General features: G+C 71.4%; 11 protein-coding genes. 6 read left to right on the top strand and 5 right to left on the bottom strand.

Annotation, left to right across the window (positions count from 1 at the left end):
* Window positions 1-171: 171 nt before the first annotated feature.
* The gene (locus ABD844_RS31385) at window positions 172-3,282 is read right to left on the bottom strand and encodes a bifunctional cytochrome P450/NADPH--P450 reductase (protein WP_344886286.1); all 3,111 of its coding nucleotides are present in this window, start codon (window positions 3,280-3,282) and stop codon (window positions 172-174) included.
* A 56-nt stretch (window positions 3,283-3,338) separates the two neighbouring features.
* Here ABD844_RS31385 and ABD844_RS31380 point away from each other — a divergent pair, with 56 nt between their 5' ends.
* Window positions 3,339-3,902 (top strand): TetR/AcrR family transcriptional regulator, encoded by a 564-nt coding sequence (locus tag ABD844_RS31380; RefSeq protein ID WP_344886284.1) that lies wholly within the window; start codon window positions 3,339-3,341, stop codon window positions 3,900-3,902.
* A gap of 78 nt (window positions 3,903-3,980) precedes the next feature.
* Here the strand turns inward: ABD844_RS31380 and ABD844_RS31375 are convergent, their stop codons facing one another.
* The 3 genes from ABD844_RS31375 to ABD844_RS31365 form a co-directional block, all read right to left on the bottom strand.
* The gene (locus tag ABD844_RS31375; RefSeq protein WP_344886283.1) at window positions 3,981-4,376 is read right to left on the bottom strand and encodes a VOC family protein; all 396 of its coding nucleotides are present in this window, start codon (window positions 4,374-4,376) and stop codon (window positions 3,981-3,983) included.
* Window positions 4,377-4,512: 136 nt separating this feature from the next.
* Window positions 4,513-4,809, bottom strand: a complete 297-nt coding sequence (locus tag ABD844_RS31370) for a hypothetical protein (RefSeq protein ID WP_344886281.1) — start codon at window positions 4,807-4,809, stop codon at window positions 4,513-4,515.
* Between the two features lie 68 nt (window positions 4,810-4,877).
* Complete coding sequence (locus ABD844_RS31365) at window positions 4,878-6,128, bottom strand: right-handed parallel beta-helix repeat-containing protein (RefSeq protein ID WP_344886279.1); 1,251 nt, start codon at window positions 6,126-6,128, stop codon at window positions 4,878-4,880.
* A gap of 360 nt (window positions 6,129-6,488) precedes the next feature.
* Here ABD844_RS31365 and ABD844_RS31360 point away from each other — a divergent pair, with 360 nt between their 5' ends.
* Together ABD844_RS31360 and ABD844_RS31355 are read left to right on the top strand one after the other, a co-directional pair.
* Complete coding sequence (locus tag ABD844_RS31360) at window positions 6,489-7,982, top strand: glycoside hydrolase family 13 protein (RefSeq protein ID WP_344886277.1); 1,494 nt, start codon at window positions 6,489-6,491, stop codon at window positions 7,980-7,982.
* Window positions 7,983-8,080: 98 nt separating this feature from the next.
* A complete protein-coding gene (locus tag ABD844_RS31355) occupies window positions 8,081-9,499 on the top strand; it encodes a sensor histidine kinase (RefSeq protein WP_344886274.1) in 1,419 nt (472 codons plus the stop codon).
* A 204-nt stretch (window positions 9,500-9,703) separates the two neighbouring features.
* Here the strand turns inward: ABD844_RS31355 and ABD844_RS31350 are convergent, their stop codons facing one another.
* Complete coding sequence (locus ABD844_RS31350) at window positions 9,704-11,047, bottom strand: cation:dicarboxylate symporter family transporter (RefSeq protein WP_344886272.1); 1,344 nt, start codon at window positions 11,045-11,047, stop codon at window positions 9,704-9,706.
* A 107-nt stretch (window positions 11,048-11,154) separates the two neighbouring features.
* Between ABD844_RS31350 and ABD844_RS31345 the strand changes: the two genes are divergently transcribed.
* The 3 genes from ABD844_RS31345 to ABD844_RS31335 all read left to right on the top strand — a co-directional run bounded on the left by ABD844_RS31345 (window position 11,155) and on the right by ABD844_RS31335 (window position 15,429).
* Window positions 11,155-12,648: a sensor histidine kinase gene (locus ABD844_RS31345; RefSeq protein ID WP_344886270.1), complete on the top strand. Its 1,494-nt coding sequence runs from the start codon at window positions 11,155-11,157 to the stop codon at window positions 12,646-12,648.
* Window positions 12,645-13,319 (top strand): response regulator, encoded by a 675-nt coding sequence (locus tag ABD844_RS31340; protein ID WP_344886268.1) that lies wholly within the window; start codon window positions 12,645-12,647, stop codon window positions 13,317-13,319. Before ABD844_RS31345 ends, ABD844_RS31340 begins: the two co-directional genes overlap by 4 nt.
* 73 nt (window positions 13,320-13,392) lie before the next feature.
* Window positions 13,393-15,429 (top strand): N-acetylneuraminate synthase family protein, encoded by a 2,037-nt coding sequence (locus ABD844_RS31335; protein WP_344886267.1) that lies wholly within the window; start codon window positions 13,393-13,395, stop codon window positions 15,427-15,429.
* The last annotated feature ends 30 nt before the right edge of the window (window positions 15,430-15,459 follow it).

Below are 15,459 nucleotides of genomic sequence, written 5' to 3'. Positions count from 1 at the left end.
GTTTCGCGTATGTTCCACGGATATATCGCGCTTGATGCGGTTATATCCAAAAATGCCGGATTAAGTCTGATTTGCCGCTAAAGTGTAGTTCACTAAGTCGCACCGCCCGACAAAGCCCCGACCACCGCCTTCCACCGATCGGGGCAAACCGGAAGATTTCCGTCAACAGTGTCAGGCGAACACGTCCTGCTGGTAGCGACCGGCCGCCTCCAGGTCGGCCAGCCAAGCGGCGCCGTCCTCGCCGGTCCGTTCGCGGTGGACGTCCAGCAGGGCCTGCCGCACGGCCGGCGCCATCCGCAGGCCGTCGCCGCAGACATAGACGTGGGCGCCCTGCGCGAGCAGCTCCCACACCTCGTCCGCGTGCGCCGCCACCGCGTCCTGAACGAACCGGTACGGATGCCCCGCCACAGCCGAGTACGCCCGGTGCACGGTCACCCCCTCGGCCGCGCCCCAGACTGCCAGCTCGTCCCCGTACAGCAGGTCGTGCTCGGGATGGCGGCACCCGGTGAACACCGCCGCGCGCCCGGTCGCCCCGGTCAGCGCCCGCTCCTCCAGGAAACCGCGCAGCGGCGCGAACCCGGTGCCGGGGCCGACGAGGATCACCGGCGTGGCCGGGTCGTCCGGCAGCCGGAAGGGCGGCGCGGGCACCCGGACGTAGCCGTAGAAGACCTCGCCCTCCTTCAGCCCGGCGAGGTAGGCCGAGCACATGCCCTGGTACGTGCCGGTGCCCGACCAGGCCGGGCCCTCGACGAGGCCGACGGTGAGCTGTACCAGGCCGGGCTCGGCCAGCGGCGAGGAGGAGACCGAGTAGTAGCGCGGCTTGATCGGCCCGGCCATCTCCAGGAACACCGGCAGCGGCAGCTCGATCGCCGGGAACCGCTCCAGCAGCGCCAGCGGGGAGACCCGCTTGGCGAGGATCTCGTCGGCGTAGTTGGCGGTCAGCTCGGCCAGGCGGCCCATCGTCCACGGGCAGGCGGTGTGCGCGGCCAGCGCCTCCAGGTCGGACCTGGTGGCCACCTCCTGCAGCTCGGCGAACTCGGTCAGCAGCAGCCCGGCCGTGACCGGCGTGTCCACCGGCAGGTGGGTGGCGCCGGCGGCGCGCAGGCGTACGACCTGGTCGCGGGGCACGCGCAGGCAGCGCAGGGCCCACTCCACCAGCTCGGGATCGTTCTTGGCGAAGACCGCCACGTGGTCGCCCGCCGAGTACGTCACCCCCTCCGGCAGCCGCGCCGTGATCGCGCGCACACCCGGTCGCGGGGCCTCGACGGAGAAGTCCCAGAGCCCGGTGGGGTCGGCGGTCAGCTCCTCGTTGGCGACGAGGGTCAGCGGGAAGGCGCGTTCGGAGACGACCGAGGGCCTGACCTCGGCCTCCGTGAGCACCTCCATCTCGTAACGCGGCCCGGCGGCCCCGGCGGAGGCGCTGTACTCCTCGGCCAGCGCCGCCCACAGCCGCGCCGTCCAGGCGGAGACGTCGCCGTCGAAGTCGCCGTCGGTGTCGGCCTCGCCCCGCTCGACGAGCGGGACGGCCCCCGCCGCCGTCAGCTTCTCGTACGCCCGCCGCGGAAAGTCCTGGTACGTCGGCCACTGCGTGTTCCCGCAGCCCAGCACGGCCAGGCGCACCCCGGACAGGTCGGGCAGCGACTCCAGGGCGTCGAAGCGCTGGGCGTTGTCGGGGGCCTTGCCGTTGTAGGAGGAGGCCACGACGACGAGCAGGCCCTCCGCGGGCGGGGTCAGCTCGTCCAGCGTGGTCAGCGTGGTGGCGAAGCCGGCCCGGCCGGCCCGCTCGGCCAGGCGCTCGGCGAGGTCGGCGCTGGTGCCGAGGTTGGAGCCGTACGCGACGGTGAGCGGCACGCCGGTCACCGCGAGGTCCTGCCGCTCGCTCTCCTCCTCCGGCTGCGCGCTCACCACGACCCGCTCGTGGGCGCGGCGCTCCCGTACCCGCAGGGTGAAGCCGTCGGGCTTGAGCGTGAGCATCTGCTTGATCTTCATGCGGTAGACGTTCGGGTCGGACACGGCGAAGCGCCGCAGGATCATCGCCAGCGCGAGCCTGGCCTCGGTCAGCGCGAACTGGCGGCCGATGCAGGCCCGCTCGCCGTTGCCGAACGGCTTGTACCCGCCGGGGTGGTGGTGCTTCCTGTGCTCCGGCAGCCAGCGGTCGATGTCGAACTCGTCCGGCCGCTCCCACGCCTTGGGGCTGCGGTGCAGCGGCGGCAGCAGTAAGGCCAGGCCCTGGCCCTTCTGGATGGGGTAGTCGCCGATCGTGGTGTCCTCGATGGCGTTCACCCCGAAGATGGGGATCGGCGACCAGAACCGCAGCGTCTCCTCCAGGATGCGCGGGATGACGTCGAGCTTCATGATCGTCTCGTACGTCGGCGGCTCGTCGCCCGGGAGCAGCCGGTCCACCTCGTCGTAGGCGCGGGCCAGGGTGTGCGGCTCGCGCAGCAGGTTGTAGAGGGCGAAGGAGAGCAGGCCGCTGGTGGTCTCGTGGCCGGCGATGAGGAAGGTGAGGACCTGGTTGCGGATGTTCTCGTCCGACAGCCGGGCGCCGCTCTGCGGGTCGGACGCCTCCAGCATGAGCCCCAGCAGGTCCTTGGCGCCCCCGCCGCCCTCGGCGCGGCGCCGCTTGATCACCTCGTCGACCAGCGCCTGCATCGTGGCGATGTCGCGCCGGTAGGTCTCCTCGTGCCGCTTCTTGAGCTTGGTGACGAACGGGAGCTGCTGGTTGCGCAGCATGGCCTCGGTCAGCGCGCCGCCCATGGCCTGGAGGAACGGGTGCAGCTCCGGCGAGTCGAAGGAGTTGAACCGGTAGCCGAACCCGGTGAGCGAGATCGTGTCGAGGGTCAGCCGGGTCATGTCGTCGGCGACGGGCAGGTCCTCCCCCTGGCGACCCGCCCACGACTCGACGAGCTGCTCGGCGACCTCCAGGAACTGCGGGAAGTACGCCTTCATCGACCGCTGGCTGAAGGCCGGCATCAGGATGCGGTGCGCGTGGCCCCACACCGGCTCGTGCGGCTCGGCCGTGAACAGGCCGTCGCCGCCGAAGTCGCGCACGATCGTCAGCGGCGGGTTGATCCGCTTGATGAACCGGCTCTCGTCGCACGCCTCGGCCACCAGGTCGGGGTCGTAGACCAGCACGACCCGGCGACCGGCGATCTCGAGCTGGAAGATGCCCTCCTCGTACTGGGAGGCCACCTCGACGAAGTGCTGAACCGGCGAGTGAGAGGGAATCTGCAGCGTGTTGCCCACGATGGGCAGGCCCTGCGGGGCGGGGATCCGTGCCATGGGTGCACCCTTCCTGAGTAGCCATACACCGTATGGCGGACGCTACCATACGGCGTATGGCAGCGAGCGCGCGCAGGGGTGCCCCCCTGACTCTGGAAGAGATCGGCTCTACGGCATTGCGCCTGGTGGACGAGGGCGGCATTGAGGGCCTGTCCATGCGCAAACTGGCTGCCGAGCTCGACGTCAACCCGATGTCGCTCTATCACCACGTGGAGAGCAAGGAGGCGCTGCTCGGGCTGATCTGCCACGGGGCGGCCGAGGGCATGGCCCTGCCGCCGGACGACGGCTCCCCCTGGGAGCACCAGCTCAGGGAGCTGGCGCTGGCCTACCATCGGCACGTGAAAGCGCATCCGGCGATGTGGGCGTACCTGCACAACCATCCGGAGGCCATCGCGGACCGGGAAATGCCGATCTGGCAGGCCCTCTACCGCGTCCTGCGGCTCGCGGGGGTGCCGGAGTCGGAGCTGTGGCGCACTGGTGACGTGCTCCACGCGTTCGTGTCGGGGTTCGTGATGGCGGAGACGCTGGGGCACCTGCCGGGTGACGGGCGGGAGATCGAGCGCGACTTCGACACCGCCATCCGCCTCATGACGCACGGCCTGTCCGGCCTGTCCGGCTGACCCCCGGGCTGGGGCCCCTCTAGGGGAGGGCCGGTCCGCCCTCCCCGCCGTCCTGTCCTCAACCCTGTGGCAGGCCCGTCACTCGCCCTCGGGACGCTCCTGCAGGACCCACCCGTTGCCGTCGAGATCGTTGAAGAACACGAAGGAGTTCCACCGGCCGCCCCTGCCCTCGGCCAGGGTGCCGTCCCGCTCGTAGTGCTGGACGGCGCTGACCTCGACGCCGCGCCCGGCCAGCTCGGCCCGCGCCGCGTCGATGTCGGGCACCACGAGCTGCAGCCCCTTGGCGACGCCTCCGGCCGGGGCGCCGATGACGACCGAGCAGGCCGACCCGCGCGGGGTGAGCTGCACGACCCGTGCGCCGGGGCTGATCTGCGTGTCGTGGTCGACCACGAACCCGAGCTGCTCGCTGTAGAACCGCTTCGCCCTCTCCACGTCGGCCACCGGGATCGACACCACCTCGAGCTTCCAGTCCATCGGTCCGTTCCTTTCCTGGCCCTGTCGGCGGGCCCTCATCCTGACCACCGTGCCGGTCTTCGTCACCAACACGTCGAACGGGACGCCCGGGAATCGACCGTCGCTCCGAGGGAATTCCGCGAAAATTCCGCGGGAATCAGATGGCGTCCCAGACCGCCTCGAACGCCTCCGGGGTGATCTCGGCCAGCTCCCAGATGTCCAGCGGCTGGTCGGTGAGGAAGCCGTGCTCGTCCTGCAGGTGACGCCACCAGTAGCGGCGCGCGCCCCGGTCGGCGCCCACCACGACCTGCCGGACCGCCCAGTGCTCGCCGTCGCCCTCGACGCTCTCGAACAGCCAAGCCCGGCCGTCCTCGTCGCCCAGGTGCCAGAAGTGCCGGGGAGACTCGGACTCGGCGAGCTGCCGGACCAGCGGCAGGCGGACGTCAGGTACCACGGCGCCACTCTAGCCCCAACCACCACCGGGACACCGGACGCGCCCGCCGTCCCTCGGTCTCGGACCGCTCAGCGCTGGTAGGCCCCGGCGTCCGGCGCGCCGGTCACGCGCCTGCCCGCGGCGTCCTCGCCGATCGCCCTGCCGCCGTACCACTTGGAGGTCAGGGGCACGCCACGGCCCAGCGCCGGGGAGCCGGGGCGCAGGCGCAGGTCGGTACGGGAGACGAACCTCGGATCGGCGACGACCGACTTCGGCCCCAGCTTGAACCGGGTCGTGCGGCCCTGGTAGACGCTGCCGTCCTCGTCGGCGCCCGCGCCGTCCTCCCAGCCCGCCTCGCCGCCGACCGCGATCACGTTGTTGCGCAGCTTCAGGATCGACGACGAGCAGCCGTCGTGGCAGGACCAGCCGACGGTGTCCTTGGCCGGCAGGTAGACCGAGTTGTGCACGGCGACGGTGCCCTTGACGGGGCCGACGACGTGGCGGGGGCCGCGCGTGACGAGGAACGAGCCGCGGCTGCGCGAGGAGGTGACGACGTTGAAGGCGAACAGGTTGCCCGTCGCGGTGCCGCCCTTCGTGGCGCCCAGTTCGGCGAAGGTCTCGTTGTCCCTGGCGATGTTGTGGGTGACCCGGTTGCGGTCGCCGTCGAAGATCTCGACGGCGGCCCCGTCGGTGCCGTAGTCGCTGCTCGTGGCGTAGCTGCCGGTGATGGTGTTGCCGGTCACGACGTTGTCGTCGCCGTTGAGCAGGACGCCGAAGGCGCCGGAGTCGTTGTCGCGCCCACGGTCGTTGACGCTCATCCGGTTGTTGCCGGTCAGGACGCTGTCGCGGATGGTGTTGCGCGCGCCCGACGGCGTGACGAAGACGCCGGCGATGTTGCGGTCGGCCTGCACGCCGGCGAGCACGTTGGAGTCGCCGTCGATCTGGAACCCGGCCCAGCGGCAGCCCGAGGCCCGCAGGCCGCCGATGCGCCAGTGGTTGCCCTTGACGACCACGCAGTCGTCGCCGATGCCGCCGATCCTGGCGAGCGCGCCGCTGCCGTACGCCTTGACCGTGATGGGCCGGGCGGCGGTGCCGCTGGCCGCCAGGGTGAGCGGGCCGGTGAAGCCGCTGCCGCGCTTGACGGCGACGGTGTCGCCCGGCTTCAGCTCGGCGGCGTTGACCTTCTCCAGTGACTTCCACGCGGTGCCCGCGCTGGTGCCGGCGGCCGCGTCGTCGCCCGCGCGGGAGTCGACGTAGTAGGTGGTGCCGGCCCGGGCGACCGCCTGGGCACGAGTCTGCGCGACGACCTCGGCCGGTACGGCAGGCAGGAGCGAGGCCATGACTGTTACGGACAGCAACCTCATGCGAGCACACCGCTATCTCGTTGGAGTTACGGGGAATCAGCAGGAGAAACCGTAGCGTGACCGCCGCGCCCGACGCCATGGACGTGGCGCGGCTCCCGCCACCCGGTATCAAATTGTCACCCTCCGTAATGTCGCGCGGAGGGCGCAAGAACTTGCGCAAGAGCCTCACCGGATCTGGCGCCGAAACCATCCCATTTGACCTCGTACGTACTGTTTGCCGACAAGGTTGACGAAAACCGCAACTTTCCGAAACTTTCACTTGACCCTACGCGGGCCATCGCGACATCGTTTATCCGTACATCACCCGACATCTCGGCCACCCGGGGAAGGACAGCCATGCACGGCAACGACGACTGGTGGCGTGACGCCGTCGTGTACCAGGTGTATCCCCGAAGCTTCGCCGACGCCGACGGCGACGGCGTCGGGGACCTCGCGGGCGTGCGCGCACGCCTCGGCTACCTGGGCGAGCTGGGCGTGGACGCCATCTGGCTGAGCCCCTTCTACACCTCGCCCATGGCCGACGGCGGCTACGACGTGGCCGACTACCGGGACGTGGACCCCATGTTCGGCACGCTCGCCGACTTCGACGCGCTCATCGCCGACGCCCACGCCAAGGGCATCAGGGTCATCGTCGACCTGGTGCCGAACCACTCCTCCGACCGGCACCCCTGGTTCCAGGCCGGGCTGCGCGACCGGTACGTCTTCCGCGACCGCCCCAACGACTGGGAGTCCATCTTCGGCGGCCCCGCCTGGACGCAGGTCGAGGACGGGCAGTGGTACCTGCACCTGTTCGCGCCCGAGCAGCCCGACCTCAACTGGGAGAACCCGGAGGTGCGCGCCGAGTTCCGCGACATCCTGCGCTTCTGGCTGGACCGGGGTGTGGACGGCTTCCGCGTCGACGTGGCCCACGGCATGATCAAGGCCGAAGGGCTGCCGGACGTCGGGCGCAAGGACGGCCCGCAGGCCGAGATGCTGGGCGACGAGCAGGTGCCGTACTTCGACCAGGACGGCGTGCACGAGATCTACCGCGAGTGGCGGCCGATCCTCGACTCCTACCCGGGCGGGCGGATGGCGGTGGCCGAGGCGTGGGTGTCGTCTCCCGAGCGGCTGGCCCGCTACGTCGGGCCCGACGAGTTGCACCAGGCGTTCAACTTCGAGTTCATGATGGCGGACTTCCACGCCAAGTCGTTCCGTACGGTGATCGAGCGCTCGCTCAGGGAGGCTGAGCTGGTCGGCGCGCCCACCACGTGGGTGTTGTCCAACCATGACGTGCAGCGCCACGTCACCCGGCACGGCGGTCTGGCCCGCGCCCGCGCGGCCACCCTGCTCATGCTGGCCCTGCCCGGCTCGGCCTACCTCTACAACGGCGAGGAGCTGGGCCTGCCCGAGGTGCTCGACCTGCCCGACGAGCTGCGCCAGGACCCGGCCTTCCTGCGGCGCGGCGAGAGCCGCGACGGCTGCCGGGTGCCGCTCCCGTGGACCTCCGCCGAAGGGCTCGGCTGGCGGAACCCGTGGCTGCCCATCCCGGCCGGGTGGGCGGCGCTGTCGGCCGAGGCCCAGCAGGACGACCCCGCCTCCACGCTCAACCTCTACCGGGCCGCGCTCAGGCTGCGCAGGCGGCACCCGGCGCTCGGCGGCGGCACGCTGACCTGGCTCGACACTCCCGAAGACGTGCTGGCCATCGAGCGCGACCCCGGGCTGGTCGTGGTGCTCAACACCGGCGAGGAGCCGGCCCGGCTCGACGTGGACGGACAGGTGCTGCTGGCCAGCGGGCCGCTGCCAGGCGACGGCTCGATCCCGCCGGGCACCACGGTCTGGCTGCAGCGCTGACGGCCGGAGGCGCTCCGGGACAGCGGTTGGGGGAATCTTTCCCTTTGCCCGGTAAATACCGGACAATACCCAGCAATCACGCTCGGTAGCCTCAGGGAGTGGCACCCCGGTGGGCCAGGTCCTTGCGCGGACGCGTCACCCTCATCACGACGGCCGTAGCAGCCCTCGTGCTCATCCCCGTGGGCGTCGCCGGCATGGCCGTGGCCAGGACGCTGGTGGCCGCCGCCGTGTTCAATGACACCAGGGACACCGCCGAGCGCATCGCCTTCGAGATGCGCGGCGGCGCCCTGCCGATGGGGGCCGCCATCCCGGTGCCCAACCCGTCGGTGGACCTGATCCAGATCATCGGCCCCGACGGGCACATCCTGGCCACGAGCGACGCGGCCAGGAACCTGCCGCCGCTGAGCGACGTACGCCCCACGGCCAGGGACCGGGTCGTCAACACCACGACCTGCCTGCCGACCGAGTGCGTGCACCTGTCGGCGGTGCGAGTGACCTTGTTCTCCGACTCCCCCATCGTCTACGCCGGCCGCAGCAGCCCCGACGTGCTGCAGACGCGGACCCTGGAAGGGGTCGTGTTCTCGGAGATCACCCTGCTGACCGCGCTGGCGGGATGGGCCACGTGGCTGGTCACCGGGCGCGCCCTGCACCCGGTGGCGACCATGCGGGCGGAGCTGGACGCCGTGTACGCCGGCGACCTGAGCAAGCGCGTCACCCAGCCGCCGGGCGACGACGAGGTGTCCCAGCTCGCGCGCTCCATCAACGGCACCCTGGCCCGGCTCGAACGCTCCGCCGAGCAGCAGCGCCAGTTCGCCTCCGACGCCTCCCACGAGCTGCGCACCCCGGTCGCGGGGCTGCGGGCCCAGCTCGAAACCGCCCAGCTCTACCCCGAGGACACCGACGTCGAGGCGGTGGTGGGCAGCGCGCTGCGCGACACCGACCGGCTGGAGGCCATCATCAACGACCTGCTGCTGCTGGCCCGCATCGGGTCGCAGGTGGACATGGTCAGGGAACCGGTCGACCTGGCCGCGTTGGTACGCCACGAGCTGGCCGTACGCTGCGACAAGGTGCCCGTGCGGGTGGACCTGGTGGAGGGGGTGGTGGTCGAGGGCGTCCGGCTGCAGCTCGCCAGGGTGCTGACGAACCTGCTGGACAACGCCCAGCGGCACGCCGAGCGCATGGTGCGGGTCGAGCTCTCCAGGGAGCCGCCCGGGAGGGACTCCAGGCACGACTCCAGGGACGGCCCCAAGGACAGGGTCGGGAGAGAGGTCGTGGAGGGGCCGCGCGGCATAGCGGTGCTGGCGGTCGAGAACGACGGCATGGAGATCGCCGGCGCGGACCGGGAGCGCATCTTCGAGCGCTTCACCCGCCTGGACGCCGCCCGCAGCCGCGACTCGGGCGGGACCGGGCTGGGGTTGGCCATCGCGCGCGACGTGGCGATGGCGCACCGCGGTCAGATCCGCGTGGAGGACTTCACCGGCGGCGCCCGCTTCGTCCTGCGCCTCCCCGCGGTGTGACGCCCCCACCCTGAAGGCGGCCCCGACCCCGAGCGACCCCACCCAGAACGGCCCCACCCAGAACGGCCCCGCTCAGAACGGTAGGTGCCGCGCCCACAGGCCCGCCGGACACCCGGAGGCCCGCCGCACGACCGCGCGGCGGGCCTCCGGGACGGGTCGGCGGGGGCGGGGGGACGCGCCCCCGCCGAGCCTGGGGGGCGGGCGTCAGGCGGGCGACATCTGCCGCGACGCCTCCTCGCGCGGCCCCTCCTCGCCCGGCCGCTCGTCCTCGTCGTCGAGCAGGGTGGCCTCGTCGAAGGGCGCCCGTCCGGACAGGACCTGGGTGGCGCGGTCGCGGTCGAACTCGCCCGTCCACGTCCCCACCAGTACGGTCGCCACCGCGTTGCCGGCGAAGTTCGTCAGCGCGCGGGCCTCCGACATGAACCGGTCGATGCCCACGATGAGCCCCACCCCGTCCACCAGCTCGGGCCGGTGCGCCTGCAAACCGCCCGCGAGGGTGGCCAGCCCGGCGCCCGTCACCCCGGCCGCCCCCTTGGACGCGATCATCATGAACAGCAGCAGCGCCACCTGCTCCCCGAACTCCAGCGGCGACCCGGTGGCCGTGGCGATGAACAGCGTGGCCATGGTCAGGTAGATGGCCGTGCCGTCGAGGTTGAAGGAGTAGCCGGTCGGCACCGTGATGCCGGCCACGGTCTTGCTGGCGCCCAGGTGCTCCATCTTGGCGATGAGCCGGGGCAGGGCGGTCTCCGAGGACGAGGTGGACAGGATCAGCAGGAACTCCCGCCCGAGGTAACGCAGCAGCGACCACAGGTTGATCCGGGCGACCACCCAGAGGATCGTGCCCAGCACCACCCCGACGAAGAGCGCGCACGTCACGTAGAAGGCGATCATGATGATGGCCAGGCTCTTGAGCGCCTCGATGCCGGTGGCGCCCACGACGGCCGCGATCGCCCCGAACGCGCCCACCGGCGCCGCCCACATGATCATGGCGAGGATGCGGAACACGAGCCGCTGCAGGTGCTCCACGCCGCGCAGGATCGGCGCCCCCTTGGACCCCATGGCCTGCAGCGCGAACCCGGCCAGCAGCGCCACGAGCAGCGCCTGCAGCACCGAGCCGTCGGTGAGCGACGAGACGAGCGTCCCGGGGATGATGCCGAGCAGGAAGTCGACCGTGCTGGCCTCACCGCCCTTGGCCGCCTCCGCCTCGGCGGCCTGCCGCGCGCCGTCGGTGATGTGCAGGCCCGAGCCCGGGTCGATGACGTTGCCCACCATCAGGCCGATGACCAGCGCTATCGTGGACATCGCGAGGAAGTAGCCGAGGGCGAGCCCTCCGACCTTGCCGACCTTGGCAGCCTGGCGCACCGAACCGACGCCGAGCACGATCGTGCAGAAGATGATCGGACCGATCACCATCTTGATCAGCGCGACGAAGGCGGTGCCGAGCGGTTTGAGCGCCTGGCCCACGTCCGGCCAGACGAAGCCGACCAGGATCCCGAGCAGGACCGCCACGATGACGGCCACGTAGAGATAGTGAGTGCGATCGCGCATAGGGGGGGTCTCCGGCGGTTGGGAATGAACGTCTGGTTCTGCGACTATGCGGCTCACAGTGATGTAGGTCACCATTGCGTAAGTTTCGTTCACAGAAGGGAAGCGGGATGCGGCGCTGGAGCCTGGCCGGGCAGATGCTGGTCCTGCACCTGCTCGTGGTCGCCGTCACGGTGACCGGCGGTGCGGTGCTCGCCCTGGTGCAGGCCCACGAGCTGCTCACCGAGGAGGCGGGCGGCACGGCCAGGGCCGTGGCGGTCAGCGTGGCGGCCTCCCCCGACGTGCTGGCGGCCCTCGGCCAACGCGACCCGAGCACGCGGCTGCAGCCGTACGCCGAGCGGGTGCGCGCCGCGACGGGCGTCGACTTCGTCACGATCATGAAGCCCGACGGCACCCGTTACACCCACCCCAACCCCAGCCAGATCGGCGGCCACTTCCTCGGCCACACGGATCGGGCGCTGGCGGGAGAGACGTTCACCGAGACCTACACCGGCACGCTGGGCCCCTCCAAGCGCGCGGTGACGCCGGTCGTGGCCGACGGCCAGGTGCGGGCGCTGGTCGCCGCCGGCATCACGATCGACCGGATCAGCGCCAGGCTGCGCGACCAGTTCGCCTGGGGCGGCCTCATCGTCGCGCTCGCGCTGTCACTCGGAGCCGCGGGAACGTGGCTGGTCACGGCCCGGCTGCGGCGCCAGACACACGGTCTGGGCCCCGTCGAGCTGGGCCGCATCCACGAGCACCACGACGCCGTGCTGCACGCCGTACGAGAGGGGCTGCTGCTGGTCGGCAGGGACGGCACGCTGACGCTGTGCAACGACGCGGCCCGGCTGCTGCTCTGCCTGCCCGCCGACGCCGAGGGACGCCACGTGGCCGAGCTGGGCCTGGAGGGCATGCTGTCCGACCAGGAGGAGCGGGTGCACCTGGCCGGTGACCGGGTGCTGGCCGTCAACAGCGCCTCCAGCAGGCTCGGCACGGTCATCACCGTACGCGACCACACGGAGCTGCAGACGCTGACCGGCCAGCTCGACGCCGAACGCGGCTTCGCCGAGTCGCTGCGCTCGGCCGCGCACGAGGCGGCCAACCGGCTGCACACGGTCATCACGCTGGTGGAGCTGGGCCGTACCGAGCAGGCGGTGGCGCTGGGCACGGCCGAGCTGCGGGCCGCGCAGGAGCTGACCGACCGGGTGGTGGGCGCGGTACGCGAGCCGGTGCTGGCGGCGCTGCTGCTGGGCAAGAGCGCCGAGGCCGCAGAACGCGGCGGGGAGCTGGTGATCAGCCCGGACAGCGAGCTGGACGACCCGGGCCTCGACCCGCGCGAGCTGGTCACCATCGTGGGCAACCTGATCGACAACGCGATCGACGCGGCCACCCACGTGGAGGTGCACCTGAACGCGGACGAGAGCGGGGTGGTGATCAGGGTGGCCGACGACGGCCCAGGGCTGACCGAACCGGCCGCCTTCGAGAAGGGCTGGACCACCAAGGGCGACGGCCACGGGCTGGGCCTGGCGCTGGTGGGCCAGTCGGTACGCCGCCTCGGCGGGACGATCGAGGTGACCGGCTCGGTGTTCACCGTGCGGCTGCCGGTGCCGGAGCGGGTGCGATGATCTCCGTACTGGTCGTCGAGGACGAGGAGATCACCGCCGAGGCCAACCGCATCTACGTGGAGCGGGTGTCGGGCTTCGAGGTGGCCGGGGTGGTCAGGTCGGGCGGGGAGGCGCTGCGGTTCCTGCGCCGGCGGCCCGTCGACCTCGTCCTGCTCGACCTCTACCTGCCTGACATGCACGGCCTGGAGGTGTGCCGGGCGGTGCGCGCGAGCGGGCTCATGTGCGACGTGATCGCGGTCACCTCCGCTCGCGATCTGGCCATGGTGCGTTCAGCGGTGTCGCTCGGAATCTCCCAATACCTGCTCAAGCCGTTCACGTACGCGACACTCGCGGAGAAGCTGCTGCGTTACGCCCGGTTCAAGGAGGAGGCCGGGGTGGGCATCAGCGCGGTCGGGCAGGGCGACGTGGACCGGATCCTCGGCACCCTCCGAGGCCCCTCGGAGCTGCCCAAAGGCATGGCGAGGGACACCCTGGACACGGTCGCGGCCAGACTGCGCGCGCACCCCGGCGGCATGGGCGCGCAGGCCGTGGCGGACGGGGTCGGAGTGTCGAGGGTGACGGCCCGCCGCTACCTGGAATACCTGGTGGAGCTGGGTGTCGCGGTCCGCATTCCGCAGTACGGAGGGGTGGGCCGGCCAGAGTTGCTCTACCGGATCCCCATGGAAAGTTAATGACGGTGACGCTGGCTGTTCAATCCGGCCCTCTAGCTTCTGGGTGCAGTCCGATGCACTTAGGAGACACATCTTGCGAGTCCTGGCCGTTGTTCCCGCCCGCGGAGGTTCGGCGGGCGTACCCCTGAAGAACCTCGCCCTGGTCGGGGGCGTCCCGCTGGTCACCCGGGCGGTGCGGGCCTGTGTGCGCGCCGAGCTGGTGGACCAGGTCGTGGTCAGCACCGACCACGGCGGGATCGCCGAGACCGCCAGGGAGGCGGGCGCGGTCGTGGTGGAGCGTCCGGAGGAGCTGAGCGGCGCCACCGCCTCCAGCGAGTCCGCGGTGCTGCACGCGCTCGACGCTCTCGGCGAGGACCCGGAGGTCGTCGTGCTGGTGCAGTGCACCAGCGCGTTCATCGACCCCGAGGACCTGTCGGCGGCGGTGCGCAGGGTGCTGGACGGCGAGGCCGACTCGGTGGTGTCCGGGCTGCCCACGCACGAGTTCCTCTGGACGGCCACGGGCGACGGGATCAACCACGACCCGGCCGTCCGGCAGCGCCGCCAGGACCGCGACGAGCAGTTCCGCGAGAACGGCGCCTTCTACGTCATGCGCACATCCGGGCTGCGCGAGCACGGTCACCGCTTCTTCGGCCGGGTCGCCGTGCAGCCGGTGCCGCCGCAGCACGCGATCGAGATCGACAACCCTGAGGACCTCGCGCTGGTGCGCGCGCTCGCCCCGTTCGTCGACTCGCCCGAGCCGATCGACGTCGACGCCGTCGTCACCGACTTCGACGGGGTGCACACCGACGACCGCGCCTACATCGACTCCGAGGGCCGCGAGACGGTGCAGGTCAGCCGCTCCGACGGGATGGGCGTGTCGCTGCTCAGGCGGGCGGGCGTCAAGGTGCTGATCCTGTCCACCGAGCAGAACCCGGTGGTGGCCGCCCGCGCCCACAAGCTGGGCGTGCCCGTGCTGCAGGGGCTGGCCGACAAGCGCTCGGTGCTGCGCGACTGGCTGAACGACGAGGGCCTCGACCCCGCCCGCGTCGCCTACGTCGGCAACGACGTCAACGACCTGGGCCCGATGGCCGAGGTCGGCTGGCCCGTCGCCACGCCCGACGCCCATCCGCAGGCGCGCGCCGCCGCCCGCGTGGTGCTGACCACGCCCGGCGGTTCCGGCGCGGTGCGCGAGCTGTGCGACCGCGTCTTGGCCGCCCGGCCCGCGCAGCCCGCCGCCGAGCTGCGCGCCCGGCCGCGCCTCGGCCCCGTGGCGATCGGTGACCTGCTGGTCGGCGACAACGAGCCGGTGTACGTCATCGGCGAGATCGGCATCAACCACAACGGCGACCTCGACCTGGCCAGGCGGCTCATCGACGTGGCGGCCGACGCCGGCTGCCAGGCGGTCAAGTTCCAGAAGCGCACCCCCGCGATCTGCGTGCCCGAGGAGCAGAAGGGCCAGATCCGGCAGACGCCGTGGGGCGAGATGACGTACCTGGAGTACAAGGAGCGCACCGAGTTCGGCCGCGACGAGTACCGGCAGATCGCGAAGTACTGCGACGAACGCGGGCTGCACTGGTTCGCCTCGCCGTGGGACGTGCCGTCGGTGGAGTTCCTGGAGGAGATGGACGTCCTGGTGCACAAGGTGGCCTCGGCCAGCGTGGCAGACCACGAGCTGCTGCGCGCCCTGGCCGCCACCGGCAAGCCGCTCATCCTGTCGACCGGCATGTCCACGCTCCAGGAGATCGACACGGCGGTCGACATCCTCGGCACCGATAAGCTCATCATGATGCACGCGACGTCCACCTACCCCCTGCCGCCGGAAGAGGCGAACCTGCGTACGATCACCACGCTCAAGGAGCGCTACGGCGTGCCCGTCGGCTACTCCGGGCACGAGCGCGGCCTGCAGATCTCGCTGGCCGCGGTCACGCTGGGCGCGGTCTGCGTGGAGCGGCACATCACCCTCGACCGCACGATGTGGGGCTCCGACCACGCGGCCTCGCTGGAGCCGTCCGGGCTCGAGCACCTCGTCCGCGACATCCGCATCATCGAGCAGGCCCTGGGCGACGGCGTCAAGCGTGTCTTCCCCGGCGAGGAGGCGCCCAAGGCCCGCCTGCGCCGCGTGACCGTCTGACCGAACATCCTCCACCCCCCAGGAGAAACA

The organism is Nonomuraea antimicrobica (assembly GCF_039536965.1).
Classification (GTDB): domain Bacteria; phylum Actinomycetota; class Actinomycetes; order Streptosporangiales; family Streptosporangiaceae; genus Nonomuraea; species Nonomuraea antimicrobica.
The sequence above is the reverse complement of the archived record's forward strand: the minus strand, read 5'-3'. Positions and strand labels throughout refer to the sequence as shown.

Excerpts from the sequence above, each read along its gene's own strand:
- ABD844_RS31385 (WP_344886286.1), bottom strand. The coding sequence starts at position 3,282 with ATGGCACGGATCCCCGCCCCGCAGGGCCTGCCCATCGTGGGCAACACG.
- ABD844_RS31380 (WP_344886284.1), top strand. The coding sequence starts at position 3,339 with ATGGCAGCGAGCGCGCGCAGGGGTGCCCCCCTGACTCTGGAAGAGATC.
- ABD844_RS31375 (WP_344886283.1), bottom strand. The coding sequence starts at position 4,376 with ATGGACTGGAAGCTCGAGGTGGTGTCGATCCCGGTGGCCGACGTGGAG.
- ABD844_RS31365 (WP_344886279.1), bottom strand. The coding sequence starts at position 6,128 with ATGGCCTCGCTCCTGCCTGCCGTACCGGCCGAGGTCGTCGCGCAGACT.
- ABD844_RS31360 (WP_344886277.1), top strand. The coding sequence starts at position 6,489 with ATGCACGGCAACGACGACTGGTGGCGTGACGCCGTCGTGTACCAGGTG.
- ABD844_RS31350 (WP_344886272.1), bottom strand. The coding sequence starts at position 11,047 with ATGCGCGATCGCACTCACTATCTCTACGTGGCCGTCATCGTGGCGGTC.
- ABD844_RS31345 (WP_344886270.1), top strand. The coding sequence starts at position 11,155 with ATGCGGCGCTGGAGCCTGGCCGGGCAGATGCTGGTCCTGCACCTGCTC.
- ABD844_RS31340 (WP_344886268.1), top strand. The coding sequence starts at position 12,645 with ATGATCTCCGTACTGGTCGTCGAGGACGAGGAGATCACCGCCGAGGCC.